The sequence below is a fragment of the Lactococcus protaetiae genome, assembly GCF_006965445.1.
GTDB classification, from domain to species: domain Bacteria; phylum Bacillota; class Bacilli; order Lactobacillales; family Streptococcaceae; genus Lactococcus; species Lactococcus protaetiae.
In genome coordinates this window covers 2,115,332-2,131,348 of record NZ_CP041356.1, presented here as the reverse complement: position 1 = coordinate 2,131,348, position 16,017 = coordinate 2,115,332, and the positions used below count along the sequence as shown (strand labels likewise).

Genomic DNA, 16,017 nt, shown 5'->3' with positions numbered 1-16,017 from the left:
CTCGCTAGGATGATAGGTTTCGATGAAGAAGCACTCATCTGTGACCTTGCAGAAACTTATCATATTTACGACTATAAACAGTTGCCTCTTTCAAAGGTGGCTGTTTTTTCTTGCGGTTTGAGGGATAACTCACGAATCAAAATGAAAATGAGTGGGCAATCTTTACCACTTGAAACATTGATTTTAGCAGGGATTCAAGACCGATTAAGTATTGGTATTTGGTTTAAAACAAAAGATGGACAAAAAGGAAAAAATAAACCTAAGCTTGTCCTTGATACTCTTTCCCAAAAACCCAAGAGAAAAAAGAACTCGTATTTAATTCTGGTGAGGAATTTGAAAAAGCACGTCAAACCTTGATTAAAGGGAAAACAGGAGGTAAAAATTAATGTCAACAGAACTTGGACAAGCTTATGTGCAAATTATGCCTTCTGCCAAAGGTATCTCTGGTTCGATGTCAAAACAGTTAGACCCCGAAGCAGATTCTGCAGGGAAAAGCGCAGGGTCAAAGATTGGTACTGCTTTAAAAATTGCAGCAATTGCTGGCGTTGTCGCCACAGGCGCAGCACTTGGAAAATTAATCTCATCATCACTGACAGCAGGAGCAGACCTTCAGCAATCAATTGGTGGGATTGAAACGCTATTCGGTGCAGGTGGGCGTTCCGTCAACGAGTATGCAAAATCAGTTGGAAAATCAGTTAGCGAGGTTAAGGGCAAATATTCAGACTTAATGAAGTCTCAAAAAAAGGTATTGGATAATGCGGATATTGCCTATAAAACAGCAGGTCTATCAGCCAACGATTATATGACAAATGTAACTAGTTTTTCTGCAAGTCTTTTAAATTCAGTGGGTGGAAATACTATGAAAGCGGCAGATATAGCTAATATGGCAATGATAGATATGTCAGACAATGCCAATAAAATGGGTACGAATATAGGAGACATCCAAAACGCTTATCAAGGGTTTGCAAAGCAAAACTATACGATGTTGGATAATCTGAAGCTTGGATTTGGTGGAACAAAAGAAGAAATGCAACGGCTTTTGGTTGAAGCTGGAAAAATTTCTGGACAAAAATATGATATTTCAAACCTAAGTGATGTCTATAATGCGATTCATGTTATTCAAGGAGAGTTAGATATCACAGGAACAACTGCAAAGGAAGCTGCAACAACCTTTAGTGGTTCTTTTGCATCCATGAAGGCATCGCTCTCTAATGTTCTTGGTAATTTATCTTTAGGACGAGATATTCAAGGTCCTTTAAAAGCTTTAGTAAGCACAGCCTCAACATTCTTATTTGATAACTTTGTTCCGATGGTTGGAAACATTTTTAAAGCATTGCCTGGAGCATTATCCACTCTTGCCTCATTAGCAGGAAAAACGTTATCTGAAAAACTTGGAATTGGTATTGGTTCAGGATTATCTGGTGTTGTTTCAAATCTAAAAACGACTTTAGCGCCAATTAGTGCTGCTATGTCAGTAACTTTTGATAGTTTGATTCCAATTTTTCAGAATGTGATGAAAAGTATCGCCCCTCTTGGCGGAACATTAAATAAACTTTTTTCTGGAATTACACCAATCATTACAAACATAATCAATGATATTGCACCAATGGCTGATTCTTTAAGTGAAGTATTTAAAAAAATACCACCACTGATTGATAATGTTGTTACTGCAATACTACCGATTGCTGGAGCATTGGCAGTTGCATTTGGAGATATTCCAAAACTATTTGAAACAATTACGTCAACAGTTGCACCAGTGATTCAAAAAATCTCTGATGGAATTTCAAAGTTAAATTTTAGTGGTATTCAATCTCTTATTACTTCGATTATTCCAGCTTTACAAACAGGATTTAGCACAATGATGTCTGTTGTAGGACCAGCTCTTGATATACTTATCAACTCATTTGTCAAAATGTGGAATGCGGCGCAACCGTTAGTTTCTATTTTGTCAGGTGCATTGATGCCCGTTTTCCAAGTGTTAGGCGCTTTTATTGGAGGGGTCTTGAAAGGTGCAATGATGGGCTTGTCTGGAACATTTGATGTGATTCGCATTGCAATAGGGATTTTAACCCCAGTTGTTAATGTCATTGTCAATGTATTCCGCTCATTTGCGCCAGTCTTGTCTACGCTTGCGCAATGGATTGGTACAGCTATTGGTCTGTTTGGAAGCTTTGGAGGAGCTGGTAACACTTTGAAAACGCTCATGACGAGTGCGTGGACAAACATTAAAGCAGTGATTTCAACGGCAGCCTCTGGCATCAACGGTGTGATTAATGTTATCAAGACTATATTTAGCGGATTAGGTTCTGCAGGCGGAGCGCTTAAAAATATCCTTAGTACCGCTTGGAATGGCATTAAGTCGGCAATTTCAAGTGTTGGTGGGGTAATTAATAGTATTGTCAACGGTATCAAGAGTGTTTTTAGTGCTTTTGGTAGTTCTGGTAGTGTATTGAAATCAACAATGTCTACTGCGTGGACAGGAATTAAAAATGCAGTTGATACTGCAGCTGCACCTATCAAGAAAGTGGTTGGGGGAATTAAAGATGTGTTCAATAGTTTAAAAAACATTGACCTAGCAGGAGCAGGAAAAGCAATTATTGACGGATTCTTGGGTGGTTTAAAATCAACTTGGGAAAACGGCAAAAAGTTTGTCAGTGGCATTGGTGACTGGATTAAGGAACATAAAGGACCACTCTCTTATGATAGGAAATTATTAATTCCAGCAGGTCAAGCCATTATGGGCGGATTTAATGACAGCTTAATGGAAAATTTTAAGGAAGTTAAGAAAAATGTGTCAGGAATGGCTGAACAGATTCAAACAACAATTACTGACGGGATTAGCTCAACATTTTTCCCAACTGATACATGGGATTCTGATTTTAATTTTGATAATAATAGTGTGATGCAAGCTCAAAAAATAATGAGCAGTATTCCTTCTGATGTCTCAGAAGGTACTCAAGGTAAAACGGAAATCCATGCGCCAATGACGGTTGTTGTTCGTGAAAATCCGTCAGAGCGTGAAATTGCACGTCAGCAACAGTTGCAATGGCAAAAGGCTGCTTACGATAACTTTTAAGAAATAAGAAAGGAGTAATCAATGGCATCATTACCTAATGTTGAAATTTCTTACAAAAACACTTTGAATCAAGAAATCAAAATGGACCGCTTCGGTCCTTTTTATCTACAAAGTTATGAGGGATTTGGTTCGCCAGATAATGAAATTAATTCTCAGAAAATCTTTGGTAGAACAGGACAAAGAAAAACATCTAGCTCTCTTACTTATCGTGATATGACAATAGGTCTTGCAATTAAAGAAGCAACCTATGAATCTCTGAAATCCAAAGAGCATCAAGTGATGGCGATTATCAATCCAGAGCTTGCAGGAACTTTATTTATTCGGGTTTCTGAAAATCTTTACAGCATTGATGCAGAGTTATTGAAAGGTTATGAGGGAAGCAAAGACAGCAGTTCATCAACTTCTAGCTCAACCTTGCAATTTAGAGCTTTAGACCCTGAATGGCGTGACGAGAATGTAAGAAATAAATCTATTCCGCTTTCGTCAAATGATAACAAGATGAAATTTCCATTAGCGATTACAACAGATTTTGCTTTTGCGACCATTGCACCAGGGCAAATTGTAAAAATACTCAATAAGGGCGATTTTGCGGTCGGCTTTGAGTTAACCATACAATGCAATGCAGAAGTGAAAAATCCCAGAATCTATAATGTTATCACTCAAGAATTTTTTGGTTGGAATGGAACATTTGATGCAGGAACTGTCATTTTTCTGTCAACAATTCACGGAGAGAAAAAAACATGGTATCAAGACGACACAGACCCCGAAGCAACAAATGCAATGGGAATTCGGATGAGTGGTTCGTCATTCTTTGCGTTGGATAATATTGAGCCAAATAATCTTGTCATACAAGCGGATGTAGGTGAGGAAAATATTCTTGCAACGATTTCATATACACCACTCGTGATTGGAGTGTGATGCTATGGATATTGAAGTTTTTAAAAGAGTAGGGACGAGTGGATTCATTTTTGAATCTGCTGGTATTTTAGATAGTTTTAAATCTTTGACAGCAAATTGGCGATATTATACTTACTCTCAATTTTCGCTTGTCATTTTGTTAGATGATGTCAAAGATTTAATAGTGAGTAGTGATAGTGATAGTGATAGTGAAAATGAAAGAAAAAGGAATCTGATTTCTTCGCTATTTGTTGCGGACAATATTCTAAATATCAATGATGTTTATTTTTACATTGACAAGGTCACTTGTGATGATTCAACCAATGGTGAGTTAGTCGTTGCAGGTAAATCATTGCGTGCAAAAGCACTTAAACGGATTGTCTATCGTATTTATCATCAAACCAAACGGCCTGAACAAATCATTTATGACCATTTGAACAATGAAGTAATTAACCCTAGTCAAACAAGTAGAAAGATTGAGTATTTATCAGTTATTTCTCCTAATCAATTAACGGCAGCAACAATTGATTATCAAAACTCTTATGGAGTGGTTTCAAATGAAATAGATGGTCTCTGTTCTACTTATGATATTGGAATCAATGAAACGGCAACTAACTTGCAAAATCCCCATAATCAGCTTGAAATTGTTAAGGGAAGAGACTTATCAAATGTCGTTGAATTTAATGTTGATTTTGATAATTTACTTTCAGAAAGCTACGAATCTTCTAATTTTGACGAAGCGACAATGGCTTGGGTTTTCGGAGAGGGAGAGGGTACAGCACGTAAAAATGTAAAACTCAATGATAATCTTGCTGGACTTGAGCGAATGGAAATCTATGTCGATGCAAGGGATATTCAACAAAAAACACAAGATGGCAATGGCAATGATATTACTTTGACAGATGCTCAATATCTTGCGGCTTTAACTAGTCGTGGTATTTCCAGCTTGGCAGAACAACAAGCGATTCTCACATTAAATGGAGATATTGATTTGGAAAGCAGTTTATTTGAATATCAAAAAGACTATCAATTGGGAGATAGAGTGAGATTTACTAGCCAACTTTTTAATTTAACTAAAACTTCTGTACTTGCAGGGCTTGATGAAACGTGGGATAGTACAGGACATCATTTATCACCACTTTGGGATAAAGAAAGCCCCACGGTATTTGATATTATAAAAAGGAGATTAAAACAATGACACAATATAGTTTTCCGTGGAATGACGTGAACGGTGACCGTCTCTATGATGCAGAAGATTTTATGCGATTCTTTGCGGCTTTTCTGAAAACAGGGGTTGTCATGTCATTCAAAGATGGATTACGTGTGCGTTCGTCTCAAAATGGGATGAATATTCAAGTAGGAGCTGGTTCTGGAGTACTTGCAGGGAGTTCTTACATGAATGATGAAGCCATTGCGATTCAGGTTAATGTTGCTTCATCAATTCAAGATAGAACAGATTCAATTGTCTTGCGCATGGATAAAAATGCTAGAGACACTTATCTTTTTTACAAGCCAAGTGATACAACGGTGGTTAGAAATGACATCATGTTTGAATTGCAACTTGCGACACTCTCAGTAAAAATGAATGCTACTCAGATTACAGATGCAGATATCACTGATACACGTAGTAATTCTGATGTTTGTGGTTGGGCGACACCTTTTGATAATATCAATGTTGACGGTCTTGTGGATCAGTATAGAAGCATTTTCTCGCAAGCGGATATTGAGTTTCAGGATTGGTTTACAAATTTGCAAAATCAACTTGATGATAATCAAGCTACAAATTTACAAAATCAAATCAATCAGTTACAAACAAGTAAAGCTGATAAGAGCGAAGTTGTTCATAATACAGGTGATGAGACCATTGCAGGCAAGAAAACATTTACTGACCCTACCACTATGACATCACTTGAAACGGGGAGTCTCACATCAACTGGTGGAATATCAAGTAAGATATTTGAAGCAAAAAATTCTACGCCTTCAATTGAATTTCAATATTTCCGAGTTGGGAATATGGTGACAATGACGACACATACTCTTGTTGGGATTGCTCAAGCTACTACATATAATATTCCGACTGGATTTCGCCCTTACAATAATGGAGGAAACCCAATTTATGAACAAGTGTTTTCTTCAGGAGCTACTGCCATTTTGAGAAGTTCAAACGCGACATGGCAACCTCGGGCGTCAGGTGGAGTTGGTACAGGTTTGTGGGCAACAACGACCTATCCTACCAATGATGATTTCCCAACAAGCTGATGAAAGAATGGAACAAAAATAAACTCTGTCAGTAGTGGCAGAGTTTTTTAGGAGGAGTATATGATTTGGAGCAATTAATGAGGGATGCGGGACAGATGGCAATTGATTTTATGATTAATTTGCCAACGATTGTCCTCATTTTGGGTTTGGGTGGAAAAATTTTTAAACGGTGGTTTTCACGATTAACCGAAAACATTAATGATAAGTTAGATGACATGGAGAAAAGAATTGCTGCAATTGAAAGTAGTGCTGCAATTGCACATAAAGAGCTTGAAAAAGAAGTTTTACGTTTGCAACTCTTAGAGGGGATTAATAGTGAGCGACTTTCAGCGAGTGAGGTTGCATATTTTTATGACCGTTATGTCGCTTTAGGCGGAAACAGCTTTGTATCTGAAAAGGTTCATGAGTACCTTGAAAAACTCAACGGAGGAAAATAACATGAAAACATTTTTTAAAGATATGTCGGAACGTGCTATCAAAACGTTTGCGCAAGCAGCAATCGGAGCACTTGGAGCAGGAGCGACAGGCTTGATTGGTATTGATTGGGCAAATATCTTATCAATTGCAGGCTTTGCGACATTGATTTCTATTTTGACATCAATCGCAAGCTTGAACATTGGCGATAATACAGCAAGTCTTGTTAAGACTAACTCAACGGAGGATAAATAACATGGGAAATATTGAAAAAATGATTGCTTGGATGGAAGCGCGAAAAGGGAAAGTTACTTACTCGATGACTTCTCGATTAGGACCAAATAGTTATGATTGTAGTTCATCTGTCTTCTTTTCCTTGATTGCTGGTGGATTTCTCCCTGCAGGTTCAATGGGAAATACTGAAACATTGTTCGGTATGGTTGGGAAGCAATTGAAAAAAATTAGTCGTTCAGAAGTTCAGAGAGGGGATATTTTTATCTCTGGTACTCCAGGAGGTTCTAATGGTTCCGCAGGACATACAGGACTCTTTTTGAGTAATGGGGCATTTATCCATTGTTCCTACGTCAACAACGGCATTGCAGAAAATACGAATGATGCGTACATGGCGACTAGTCTTCCGCACAATTTTTATCGACTAGTAGATGCAAACAATTCTGTCAGTACTGACAACAAACCTCAGATGATTCAGTTAGTTCTTGATGGTCAGTGGGGAAATGCGACAGCAAGACGTCTTCAAGAATATTTTGATACCGATGGAAAAGATGGACTCATCAGTCATCAATATAAACAGTCCTTTAACCAAAATATTTACGCTGCTCAGTTTGATTCCTCACTGACAGGTTCAAATGTTATCAAAGCTTTACAGAAATTCTTGGGATTGCTCAAGATGGACTGTGCGGTCAAGTCACGATTAAAGCCTTACAGAAACATCTTGGCACAACGCAAGATGGTGTGATTAGTCCAGTTTCTGATACTGTGAAAGCTCTACAAAAACGATTAAATGCGAATAAACTCTAAAATTATCCCTGCAGATTGCAGGGATTTTTTATTTTATTTGTTGTATAATAATATGAAGTATTTTTAAATAGTGATTAATATATTTTAAGGAGAAGAAGAGATTGACAGAAATAGTATCTGCGTTAATTAGTGTTTCAATTGCTTCCGTCATATCAATTTTTGTTTTAAAAATTCAATTACGAGATGAAAGAATGGCATTTTTATCTTTTGAAGGTGAGTATACAAAAATTGTAAATATAGGTGATTATACAGCTTTGAATATTTCTTTATATAGGGTTAGACCTGAGTTAGATAAGAATGTAAAAATTACTTTACTTACAAATTATCTCGTGTTAAAAAAGGGTGAAGAATTGTCTCTTAGTGAAAAATTTCAACCCAATGGACACTTTGACTACTATATTTTGCAGTTTCTTAGTCTAAACGGAAAGTATTATCATCAGATTTATAAAATAGAAAAAGGTCGCGGAGATATCGCAGAATTACAAATACCAATTAAAATATCTGATAAACATAAATTGCCTACTTATTATTTTGAAGATAAGTCCTACATTTTATCAAATGATACAAAAAAGTTAAAAAAGTTTAGAGATATTTAAGGTATATAGGAAAAAGAAGCTTAGTATTTATACTTGATTATATGTTGGACAAACGCTTAAATATTAAATTGCTCCCTGACTTCGGTCAGGGTTTTTATTGATTCTTATGATAAAATTTAATTAATTAAGGAGAAAAAATGTTTGTTTATATGGTGGTTGAATTATCGTTTATATTATGTTTTATTTTTGGAAATATTGATTGGGGTATATTTTGGTCAGCATTTAGTGCAATTGGTACCGTATCAGCTGTTGCAGTAGCCTATTGGCAAATCAAAAAACAAACTGACGAGAGGAATAGTGATTTAGAGAAAGAGCAAGCTTCTAAAATTTCAGCTTGGTTCATAGAAGGTACAGCGAAAGATAAAAACGGCAGTCCTTTAACTGACATTAACGGTGTAGCATCTCGTGTTATTTTTAATAATAAATCAGAATTACCTATATACGAGGCTTTTGTTTTATCAAGTCATATACGTGCTAACAATATTCCACTTGAAGAATCGATAACACACTATGTTTATTTTGATGTTATTCCACCAGGAGAAAAAGAAGTAGGGTATACACAGGAGGATCTGGAGCAGGCGATAGACCAGCTATCGCCCTTCTTTTTAGAGATGCTATGGGTAATTTGTGGTATAGAACTACGAGAGGGTTATTAAAAAAACTTGACGAAAGTGAAGTGGAAAAATTATTAAATAGCAATGAGATATACGCCCCTTACTAATTATATTGTTAAATTATGAAGATGATAAGACTTAGAGTATAAAATTCACCCCTGCTTCGGGTGCTTTTTTATTTTGTAACGAAACTTTAATAATAAAAGCGAGTTTTCTTGTTGACAAAAGTTATAATATATATTATAATATATACATAGAGTTAAGGAACGAGGAAAAATAAAATGAAAATGACTAAAGCACAAGAAAGAATTTACAACTTACAACGCTGTTCAAATAGCGAACTTAAATCTTTGACAAAAGCAATCGTTTGGGCTGAGAAAACAATCGGCTTTGAAGTGACTGCCGAAAATGTAAAAGCAGTTTACAGCTTTGATAAATCTGACTATTTCAAAGGCGCTAAAGCTGTTAAAGAAGGTTGGAACTTAGAAGAACGTCAAGCAAAGCTTAATGCTCAACATGAACGTGATTTTGAAGCATTTGAAGCTGCAGGCGGTCAAAGAGCGTTAGATGAAGCACGTTACATTGAAAAATGGGGATTGAATTACGGGAATCACAAATAGAAAGAGGACAAATAAAATGGCTGAAAAAAATGAAAATATTATAAAACATCAAGAATATAGAATGAGTTGGAAAGAGCTAGGCGGAAAAAATGGAACATCACTAAATTCTTTGGAATTTGAAGCGAGACTTAAATTTAAGAAAAACTTAGTTTTTAAATCTGAAGATAGATATTATGTATATTTTGAGGAAAAATAGAAAAGAAGAAAATAAAAATAAGGGCTGAAAAGCCCTTTCATTTGTGATAGAATAGAGGATATATGGGTAGTGAATATACAGAATCTCAAAAGCGAGCAACAGATGAATATCGAAAAAAGAATAAGGCAAGGACGAACTATCTTGCTAAGCGTTCCACAACTAAGAATTTCATCAAAAATGCGACAGATGAAGATATAGAACTGGTAGAAAAATGGATAAATCAGCGACGAAACGGAGAAGAAATCAAATGAAAAATAGCGTTGAGAGCGAAGAACTAATCGCAGATGTGAAGGAAGATATTGAGCTGTTCGGCGAAAGTTTCAAAGTCTTTGCGATTTATTCCTACGCTTTAGTTAACGGTCAAGACTTCGAGTGGATTAGCTCATACGTGGACGCAGAAAAGCCCACACGTGACGAAATCGCAGAGCCTGAACTATTTGACGAGGAAGACGAAAAGCTTTATCAGAAAGCCATATCAGACTTTGAGCATAACATCGAGAGTTTGAAGCAGACTAAGCATGAGGAGATGACACTTGTTGAATTACTCATTAAGCTTGTGAAGCAGAATGAGATTATGTAACCGTTCGGTCGTTGGTTCGAGTCCAGCAAAAACCATTTTAAACAAGGGGCAAACAAGGGGCAAAAAGTATAAAAAAGTGTATTTTTTTATCTATTTTTATCTGCTTTTTATTTCCCCAAAATGCTTTATTTTACAGGTTTTTAGAGATATTTATTGAACTTTATACCACTAATATAATATTCAACAATTGATGCTTAAAACTTTGTATATAAAAGTCTGTCAGTACGCTGACAGCTTTTTAAATGATATAGGATTGTTTTTGATATTACAGTATCAGTGAGAGATTACTGACAGGAAATTTGGAGATAAAATGACAGAAATATTGGATGCTGGTCCTTTTTATCATGGGACAAAAGCTGACTTACAGATTGGGGATTTGCTGACAGCAGGGTTTCAATCAAATTATCAGTCGGAAGTCATCATGAATCATATTTATTTTACAGCGCTGGTAGATGGCGCAGGATTTGCAGCAGAGTTAGCACGAGGACAAGGAAAGCCTAGAGTTTATCAAGTTGAGCCAACGGGTGATTTTGAAAATGATCCAAATGTGACAGATAAAAAATTTCCAGGAAATCCAACCCGCTCTTATCGGAGTGACCAACCTTTAAAGATTATCGATGAAATTCATGATTGGAAACGGCAAAATCCAGAAACAATAAATAAATGGCGTGAAAAAATGGCCAAAACAAAAGGAAAAATCCTTAATTAACTTGTAGTTTATAAAAAATATGAAATTTTGGTAAAATGAAGTCAAGACTTATTCAGTGTAAATTTCGTAAAACATTTGTCCTCTATCTCTAAGTCACTAAAGTGACAAGAATAGAGGCAAGTTCAAATGGCAATCAAACGGACAGCGGAGCAACGAAGTTGTGAAGACCGTTCGTAGAACGGTGTGCGAAGCACGTATACCGTAGCGAAGCAGCACTCGATTTGATAAACCTAACTCTAAAACAAACTTAGTCTAAAGGAGACAAGCATGGATAATACAGAAGTTGTACTTGAAGCTTTCCAAAACTCAGCGGAAATGCTGGATGCGAAAGCTGTGGCAGAAATCACAGGTATCGAAAAATCAGAAGTTTCAAAAGTTATTGTTAAGCTAAAAAAAGAAGGTGTGCTTACTTCACCAAAACGCTGTTTTTATGAAATGGTAAAGTAATTACAAGATAAAATCAAGACTTATTCAGTGGGGGTTTCGTAAAACACTTGTCCATTTTCTCTAGTCGCTGAAGCGACTGATAAAAGGGCAACTTCCCACTGAATTTAGTCGGACGAAATTCAAAGTTAGTGCTGCTTCATCCCCTACCTAAGAGGGTAGGGTGTTGCGATTGCGACTAGGCGCTTCAGCGCCTTAGCGAGCATCGACAGCGTAGCCCAAAGGGTGGAGATAGCACGCACTTACTTCGATAAAAATGTAAAAAAAATCATAACCTCAATATTTTAAGGCTATGATTTTTTCTTTAGTCAGTTTGTTCAAGAGAGTAGTTGATTTCCAAGTCCTTTCGTTACCTTATGAGTAAAGTTCAAGTCTTTATGTTTGGCATCTTCAATCAAAGCTTGCCAAGCTTTCCAAACATTTTCTTCGGAGTAACGCTCGGAAAGTTTATAGGAATGCTCACTCATGGTTTGTAAAAGTGCTGGGTCATTGAACAATGTGATGAATTTATTTGCTATCCCTTGAATGTCATCAAATGGGATAACAAAGCCGTTTTCTCCATCAACAACAAGTTCATTTGGACCATAGTTTACATCATAAGTAACACCGACCATTCCGTTACTTAAGGCTTCCAAAAGTGAGAGGTTAAAACCTTCCATGACAGAGGTTAAAGCGTAGACCTGCGCATCTTTTTGCACAGCAGTTACGTTGTCAACATAGTCATGGAGTTTGACTTTATCTTGTAGATTGAACTCAGAGATGGCGGCATTGATGGCTTTCAGTGCTTCATCATCATCTCGGTGGTCAACATAGCCATAGACATCAAGGGTAAGATTGGGAACGGAGTCTTGAGCTAGTCCTATCGCACGAATCACATGATCAATACGCTTTTCAGGTGCAATGCGACAAGTCATTAGAATGTTCATAGATCGCTCAGAGATAGGGACGTGTGGGCTATTTAGAATTGCTTTATCTACCATACCGACAGGAATTGTAAAGAGTTTGCAGGTTGGTGCAAAGCGTTCTGCGACATCATGACTTTGCTTTTCAGTAGCTGAAATGATGGCATCATATTGGTTAGCATTGCTTAGACTGTATTCATAAAAATTATTGAGGACGGAGTGCATAGGATTTTGAGCATCACCTGCGTGAGAATTGTGCAAATGTAAAGCGGTGTAAGCAGGGCGCTCTAGGGATAACAGACTCCAGTCTCCCAAATGTGTGCGATCAAGTACAAAAATATTTGGCTCAACCTCGGACCAATAATCGGCATTGATTAAATTGAAGAAATGTTGTGTGAGTTCATCAAGAGTTGAAAAATTGTAGATTGCAGGAGAAGTGGCAGCAGTTAAACGCCAGCCAGCTTGCAAAAATTCACCCTGACCATTATAGCGATTGAATGCCTCTAGAACAGGCTTTCCAGAGTAATCATACCAGATTTCAGTTCCGACTTTATTATCAGGAGTATACCATTGACTGAGGCTTAAGAAACCTCGGAAATCATAATGATTGACACGATAAAGATTGCCAAAGCCATCAAAAAGCTCAGTCATGCTTACTCTTTCATTGCTATCTTCAAGAAAATAGCGCACACGTGCAAGAAGACTCTCACCTTGAAAAACCAAGTAAAGTGGTAGATTATCATCTTTGGTGTAGGTTAAGTTTTGAAGTCCAAAGTCTAAATCTTTGGCTTGTAATATTTGATCGGTAATGGACTCTGACTTTTGGAAATAGTCAAACATATTGAGTGTTTCGGCGTCGCTGATACCAACACTATTGAGGTAGTAGTGGAGTCGTGGATTCCAGTCACGAAAAACAAGTTTGAAGGCTTCTTTATGGTCTCTAAAAAGCTTGGCACGCTTGATTTGGGCGTGTTCAATGCCTGAATTTTGTTCGTTGAAACTTGAGTTGATAAAGAATTTCATAGATTGACCTCCTTGACAAAGAGATTTTCAGCTGTAATCTGTGTTTCTTCCCATTTTTGCCACGCTTGTTCTTCGTTAAATGTTTGGGCTTTCTCATAAGCTGCTTGGGAGTAAGCTGTCCATTGTTCATCATCTGATAGGAGAGTGACCACAGCATCCGCAAATTGTTCGACTTCGCCGAGTGGAATAATCCAGCCGTTTTTCTTGTGTTCAATGAGCTCACGCGTGCCGTATTTTACCTTATAGGCAACGACTGGAACTCCGTAACTCATAGCTTGTAGTGTGGCGATACCAAAGCTTTCAGCATGAGCTGGGTTGATGACTAGCGCTGCTTGTTTTAGAAGTTCAGCTAGTTCTGAGCTGGATTGATAACCTTTGAAATGGACATCAAACTGAGACATACCTGCTTGTTTGAACGCTTCTTTGAGTAGATTTTCCATGTTTGCGGGTGAAGGATAGCCATAAAAAACAAGTTCAGCTTCAGGTTTTTGAAGCTTGATTTGTGTGAAAATTTCGACTAAATCCATGACCCTCGTTCTTCAGCGAGTCGACCAAGGACGATGATTTCATTGCGTTTCCGTTCGGAGAGTTGGTGTGGAATCTTATCAATATATTCGGAAAAAGTGTCTGGTAAGGCAAGCACACGCTTGAAACGGAACGCTTTATTGATTTCTGTTTTTTGTTGTTGCGTGGGACGATGATGCCGTCAAGAAAAGGGATAAAACTTGTGAAAAGTGGACGAAGATAATCTTGGACTTGCACAGGTGTACCAGGAATTTGGTTGGGCGAATGGGATTCGTGGAGATACTGCCATTTACCAACTGCACCCTGAACTTGAATGAGGGTTGGTGCAAGAGAAATGCGGTCATTGATGAACACAGCATTTTCTTGAGCGGCAACTTCATTTAAGAAAAAGAGAAAAAGTTCTTCTTCAGTACTGAACACATAAGATTTTCCTTTGTAGTCTATAAGTCTATAGAGTGTAGGGTGAAGCTCATTGTTGATGTTCATGTGACTGATTTCGAGTTTAGGTTGCCCCTGTAAATCATAAAAAACCTCTGTTCCTAGGTTGCCATCAGGGAGGAAATATTGAGTGCAAGATTTGAAACCGCGTCTATCCCAGAGGTCTTTTGACATGATTTCGAGATGGTCTGTATAGTATTCTATTGCACCTACTAAGCCAACGGTTGCAGGGGCTATCAGGACTTTTCCAATAATTTTTCCGTGGTATTTTATGACGGATTCATTAGGATTTAGACTTTCGATATGATAATAGCTCTTGTCAATCGCCTCAATGTAGCGCACATCAATATCTTGACTTGGAACATCTAGCGTTTCTTGAAAATAATTATACATATTGAGGATATCAGACATTTCAATGTTAAGTCGGGCAGCGTCTTGGGCAAGTTGCGAATTGTAATTTTTAGTGAGTAACTTTGCAGGCAGGCCGTGATTCTTAAAGAGCTGAAGTCGTTTTGCGGCTGAGAACTCAGTTCCAGAATTAAGTGTGAAAATATTTTCATTCACGAAATAATTCATATTCTTTTTCATTTGTTTTTCCTTAATTTTGGGTCAATTTTTACTGACAGAATTTCTGTCAGTGTGCTTACAAGCGTGGATAATACTGACAGAAATTCATGATTTCCACTGATAGCTTGAATCAATGATTTGAACGTCATTTTTTGACAATCCGACAATTTCTAAGGTCTTATCACGATAGGCAAATAAAGCGCCGTAGAGAATATCATTTTGTGTTTCCCAATTTGGTAATGCACCATTCGCAAAGAATAAACGTGTGGTTTCAATCTCACCATCTATTGAATATTTCGAGAAGACGGTAATGCTTGCAAGCTGATTGTCGTGGGGTAGCCCGTCTCAGGATCGATGATATGATGATAACTTTTGCCGTCAATTTCAAGATGTCGTTCAGCAATGCCAGAAGTTACGGCAGAGCAAGCAGGAACGCTGACCACGGCAATCGGAGTGTTGTCAGCAATTAGAGGATTGCGCACGCCGACTCGCCAGAGTCCGTCAGTGTGCTGAGGAGCATTTCCCATTGTGATAAGATTTCCACCAAGATTGATAATTCCCGAAGCAATACCACGACTTCGCCAATAGTCTTGCACACGGTCGGCGATATAACCTTTGCCAATCCCACCTAAATCAAGCTCCATACCCTTTTGTGGAAGAAAAACAGTCAGTGCTTTGTCATCAAAAATAATATCGTCAGCACTGATAAGAGCTTTGCGTGCTTGAATTTCGCTGTCAGTAGGGACTCGTGCGTCAGAAAATCCAATGTGCCACAATTTGACCAAAGGGCCGATTGCCACATTGAAGCCGAAATGTTCCTGACTTTTCAAAACGGCAATTTTGACCAAATCATAAGTACTGACAGAAACTTGGGTAGGGCGAATTCCAGCCGCATGATTGATGTCCATCACTTCAGACTCCGCACGATTGACAGTCAATTTGTCCTCGAAATCGTCAATCAACTGACAGCTCTCATCAAGAATATTTTCATCAGTTGTGCCAAAAATCGTCAAATCAATATTTGTTCCTAGAGCGAAATGACGCTTGGAAATGTTGTATTCTGAAAAATTTGGAATCATAAATTCATCTTTCTATAATCAATAAGACTGACAGAAATTT

General features: G+C 37.6%; 18 protein-coding genes and 3 pseudogenes. 16 read left to right on the top strand and 5 right to left on the bottom strand.

The window, feature by feature from the left end:
- Positions 1–9: 9 nt before the first annotated feature.
- From FLP15_RS10155 to FLP15_RS10080, 16 genes and pseudogenes are all read left to right on the top strand, one after another.
- Positions 10–386, top strand: a pseudogene (locus FLP15_RS10155) (DUF5361 domain-containing protein).
- Positions 386–3,076: a phage tail protein gene (locus tag FLP15_RS10150; protein WP_142767019.1), complete on the top strand. Its 2,691-nt coding sequence runs from the start codon at positions 386–388 to the stop codon at positions 3,074–3,076. The pseudogene FLP15_RS10155 and the gene FLP15_RS10150 overlap by 1 nt, the downstream one beginning before the upstream one ends.
- 21 nt (positions 3,077–3,097) lie before the next feature.
- Complete coding sequence (locus tag FLP15_RS10145; RefSeq protein ID WP_142767018.1) at positions 3,098–3,994, top strand: phage tail domain-containing protein; 897 nt, start codon at positions 3,098–3,100, stop codon at positions 3,992–3,994.
- Between the two features lie 4 nt (positions 3,995–3,998).
- On the top strand, positions 3,999–5,171 hold the full coding sequence (locus FLP15_RS10140; protein ID WP_142767017.1) for a siphovirus ReqiPepy6 Gp37-like family protein: 1,173 nt from the start codon (positions 3,999–4,001) through the stop codon (positions 5,169–5,171).
- Positions 5,168–6,232: a hypothetical protein gene (locus FLP15_RS10135; protein ID WP_142767016.1), complete on the top strand. Its 1,065-nt coding sequence runs from the start codon at positions 5,168–5,170 to the stop codon at positions 6,230–6,232. Before FLP15_RS10140 ends, FLP15_RS10135 begins: the two co-directional genes overlap by 4 nt.
- Before the next feature lie 77 nt (positions 6,233–6,309).
- A complete protein-coding gene (locus FLP15_RS10130) occupies positions 6,310–6,669 on the top strand; it encodes a hypothetical protein (protein WP_142765970.1) in 360 nt (119 codons plus the stop codon).
- Between the two features lies 1 nt (position 6,670).
- Positions 6,671–6,901: a holin gene (locus FLP15_RS10125; RefSeq protein ID WP_142765971.1), complete on the top strand. Its 231-nt coding sequence runs from the start codon at positions 6,671–6,673 to the stop codon at positions 6,899–6,901.
- 1 nt (position 6,902) lies between these two features.
- Positions 6,903–7,684 (top strand): annotated as a pseudogene (locus FLP15_RS10120) (peptidoglycan amidohydrolase family protein).
- A 101-nt stretch (positions 7,685–7,785) separates the two neighbouring features.
- Complete coding sequence (locus FLP15_RS10115) at positions 7,786–8,280, top strand: hypothetical protein (RefSeq protein ID WP_142767015.1); 495 nt, start codon at positions 7,786–7,788, stop codon at positions 8,278–8,280.
- A 137-nt stretch (positions 8,281–8,417) separates the two neighbouring features.
- Positions 8,418–8,936, top strand: a complete 519-nt coding sequence (locus FLP15_RS10110) for a hypothetical protein (RefSeq protein WP_142767014.1) — start codon at positions 8,418–8,420, stop codon at positions 8,934–8,936.
- Between the two features lie 239 nt (positions 8,937–9,175).
- On the top strand, positions 9,176–9,514 hold the full coding sequence (locus FLP15_RS10105; protein WP_142767013.1) for a hypothetical protein: 339 nt from the start codon (positions 9,176–9,178) through the stop codon (positions 9,512–9,514).
- Between the two features lie 16 nt (positions 9,515–9,530).
- Entirely contained in the window at positions 9,531–9,710 is a 180-nt protein-coding gene (locus FLP15_RS10100; protein WP_142767012.1) for a hypothetical protein, read from the top strand.
- Between the two features lie 62 nt (positions 9,711–9,772).
- Positions 9,773–9,961 carry a hypothetical protein gene (locus FLP15_RS10095; protein WP_142767011.1) on the top strand — a complete coding sequence of 63 codons (189 nt, stop codon included), beginning with the start codon at positions 9,773–9,775 and terminating at the stop codon, positions 9,959–9,961.
- Complete coding sequence (locus tag FLP15_RS10090; protein ID WP_142767010.1) at positions 9,958–10,290, top strand: hypothetical protein; 333 nt, start codon at positions 9,958–9,960, stop codon at positions 10,288–10,290. The genes FLP15_RS10095 and FLP15_RS10090 overlap by 4 nt, the downstream gene beginning before the upstream one ends.
- A 310-nt stretch (positions 10,291–10,600) precedes the next feature.
- On the top strand, positions 10,601–10,999 hold the full coding sequence (gene arr, locus FLP15_RS10085) for an NAD(+)--rifampin ADP-ribosyltransferase (protein WP_142767009.1): 399 nt from the start codon (positions 10,601–10,603) through the stop codon (positions 10,997–10,999).
- Between the two features lie 267 nt (positions 11,000–11,266).
- Positions 11,267–11,446 carry a helix-turn-helix domain-containing protein gene (locus FLP15_RS10080; RefSeq protein ID WP_142767008.1) on the top strand — a complete coding sequence of 60 codons (180 nt, stop codon included), beginning with the start codon at positions 11,267–11,269 and terminating at the stop codon, positions 11,444–11,446.
- A gap of 314 nt (positions 11,447–11,760) precedes the next feature.
- Here the strand turns inward: FLP15_RS10080 and FLP15_RS10075 are convergent, their stop codons facing one another.
- From FLP15_RS10075 to FLP15_RS10065, 5 genes and pseudogenes are all read right to left on the bottom strand, one after another.
- The gene (locus FLP15_RS10075; protein WP_142767007.1) at positions 11,761–13,368 is read right to left on the bottom strand and encodes an accessory Sec system glycosyltransferase Asp1; all 1,608 of its coding nucleotides are present in this window, start codon (positions 13,366–13,368) and stop codon (positions 11,761–11,763) included.
- Complete coding sequence (locus FLP15_RS13240) at positions 13,365–13,895, bottom strand: glycosyltransferase (protein WP_223804624.1); 531 nt, start codon at positions 13,893–13,895, stop codon at positions 13,365–13,367. The genes FLP15_RS10075 and FLP15_RS13240 overlap by 4 nt, the downstream gene beginning before the upstream one ends.
- Entirely contained in the window at positions 13,849–14,919 is a 1,071-nt protein-coding gene (locus FLP15_RS10070; protein WP_223804623.1) for a glycosyltransferase family protein, read from the bottom strand. Before FLP15_RS10070 ends, FLP15_RS13240 begins: the two co-directional genes overlap by 47 nt.
- A complete protein-coding gene (locus FLP15_RS13630) occupies positions 14,916–15,047 on the bottom strand; it encodes a hypothetical protein (protein ID WP_280954069.1) in 132 nt (43 codons plus the stop codon). Before FLP15_RS13630 ends, FLP15_RS10070 begins: the two co-directional genes overlap by 4 nt.
- A pseudogene (locus FLP15_RS10065) lies at positions 15,004–15,977 on the bottom strand (FAD:protein FMN transferase). Before FLP15_RS10065 ends, FLP15_RS13630 begins: the two are co-directional and overlap by 44 nt.
- Between the last annotated feature and the right edge of the window lie 40 nt (positions 15,978–16,017).

Bases quoted from the DNA above. Each gene is read 5' to 3' on its own strand.
- FLP15_RS10150 (WP_142767019.1), top strand. From the start codon at position 386: ATGTCAACAGAACTTGGACAAGCTTATGTGCAAATTATGCCTTCTGCC.
- FLP15_RS10145 (WP_142767018.1), top strand. From the start codon at position 3,098: ATGGCATCATTACCTAATGTTGAAATTTCTTACAAAAACACTTTGAAT.
- FLP15_RS10140 (WP_142767017.1), top strand. From the start codon at position 3,999: ATGGATATTGAAGTTTTTAAAAGAGTAGGGACGAGTGGATTCATTTTT.
- FLP15_RS10135 (WP_142767016.1), top strand. From the start codon at position 5,168: ATGACACAATATAGTTTTCCGTGGAATGACGTGAACGGTGACCGTCTC.
- FLP15_RS10130 (WP_142765970.1), top strand. From the start codon at position 6,310: ATGAGGGATGCGGGACAGATGGCAATTGATTTTATGATTAATTTGCCA.
- FLP15_RS10125 (WP_142765971.1), top strand. From the start codon at position 6,671: ATGAAAACATTTTTTAAAGATATGTCGGAACGTGCTATCAAAACGTTT.
- FLP15_RS10110 (WP_142767014.1), top strand. From the start codon at position 8,418: ATGTTTGTTTATATGGTGGTTGAATTATCGTTTATATTATGTTTTATT.
- FLP15_RS10105 (WP_142767013.1), top strand. From the start codon at position 9,176: ATGAAAATGACTAAAGCACAAGAAAGAATTTACAACTTACAACGCTGT.
- FLP15_RS10100 (WP_142767012.1), top strand. From the start codon at position 9,531: ATGGCTGAAAAAAATGAAAATATTATAAAACATCAAGAATATAGAATG.
- FLP15_RS10095 (WP_142767011.1), top strand. From the start codon at position 9,773: ATGGGTAGTGAATATACAGAATCTCAAAAGCGAGCAACAGATGAATAT.
- FLP15_RS10090 (WP_142767010.1), top strand. From the start codon at position 9,958: ATGAAAAATAGCGTTGAGAGCGAAGAACTAATCGCAGATGTGAAGGAA.
- arr (WP_142767009.1), top strand. From the start codon at position 10,601: ATGACAGAAATATTGGATGCTGGTCCTTTTTATCATGGGACAAAAGCT.
- FLP15_RS10080 (WP_142767008.1), top strand. From the start codon at position 11,267: ATGGATAATACAGAAGTTGTACTTGAAGCTTTCCAAAACTCAGCGGAA.
- FLP15_RS10075 (WP_142767007.1), bottom strand. From the start codon at position 13,368: ATGAAATTCTTTATCAACTCAAGTTTCAACGAACAAAATTCAGGCATT.
- FLP15_RS13240 (WP_223804624.1), bottom strand. From the start codon at position 13,895: ATGGATTTAGTCGAAATTTTCACACAAATCAAGCTTCAAAAACCTGAA.
- FLP15_RS10070 (WP_223804623.1), bottom strand. From the start codon at position 14,919: ATGAAAAAGAATATGAATTATTTCGTGAATGAAAATATTTTCACACTT.
- FLP15_RS13630 (WP_280954069.1), bottom strand. From the start codon at position 15,047: ATGACGTTCAAATCATTGATTCAAGCTATCAGTGGAAATCATGAATTT.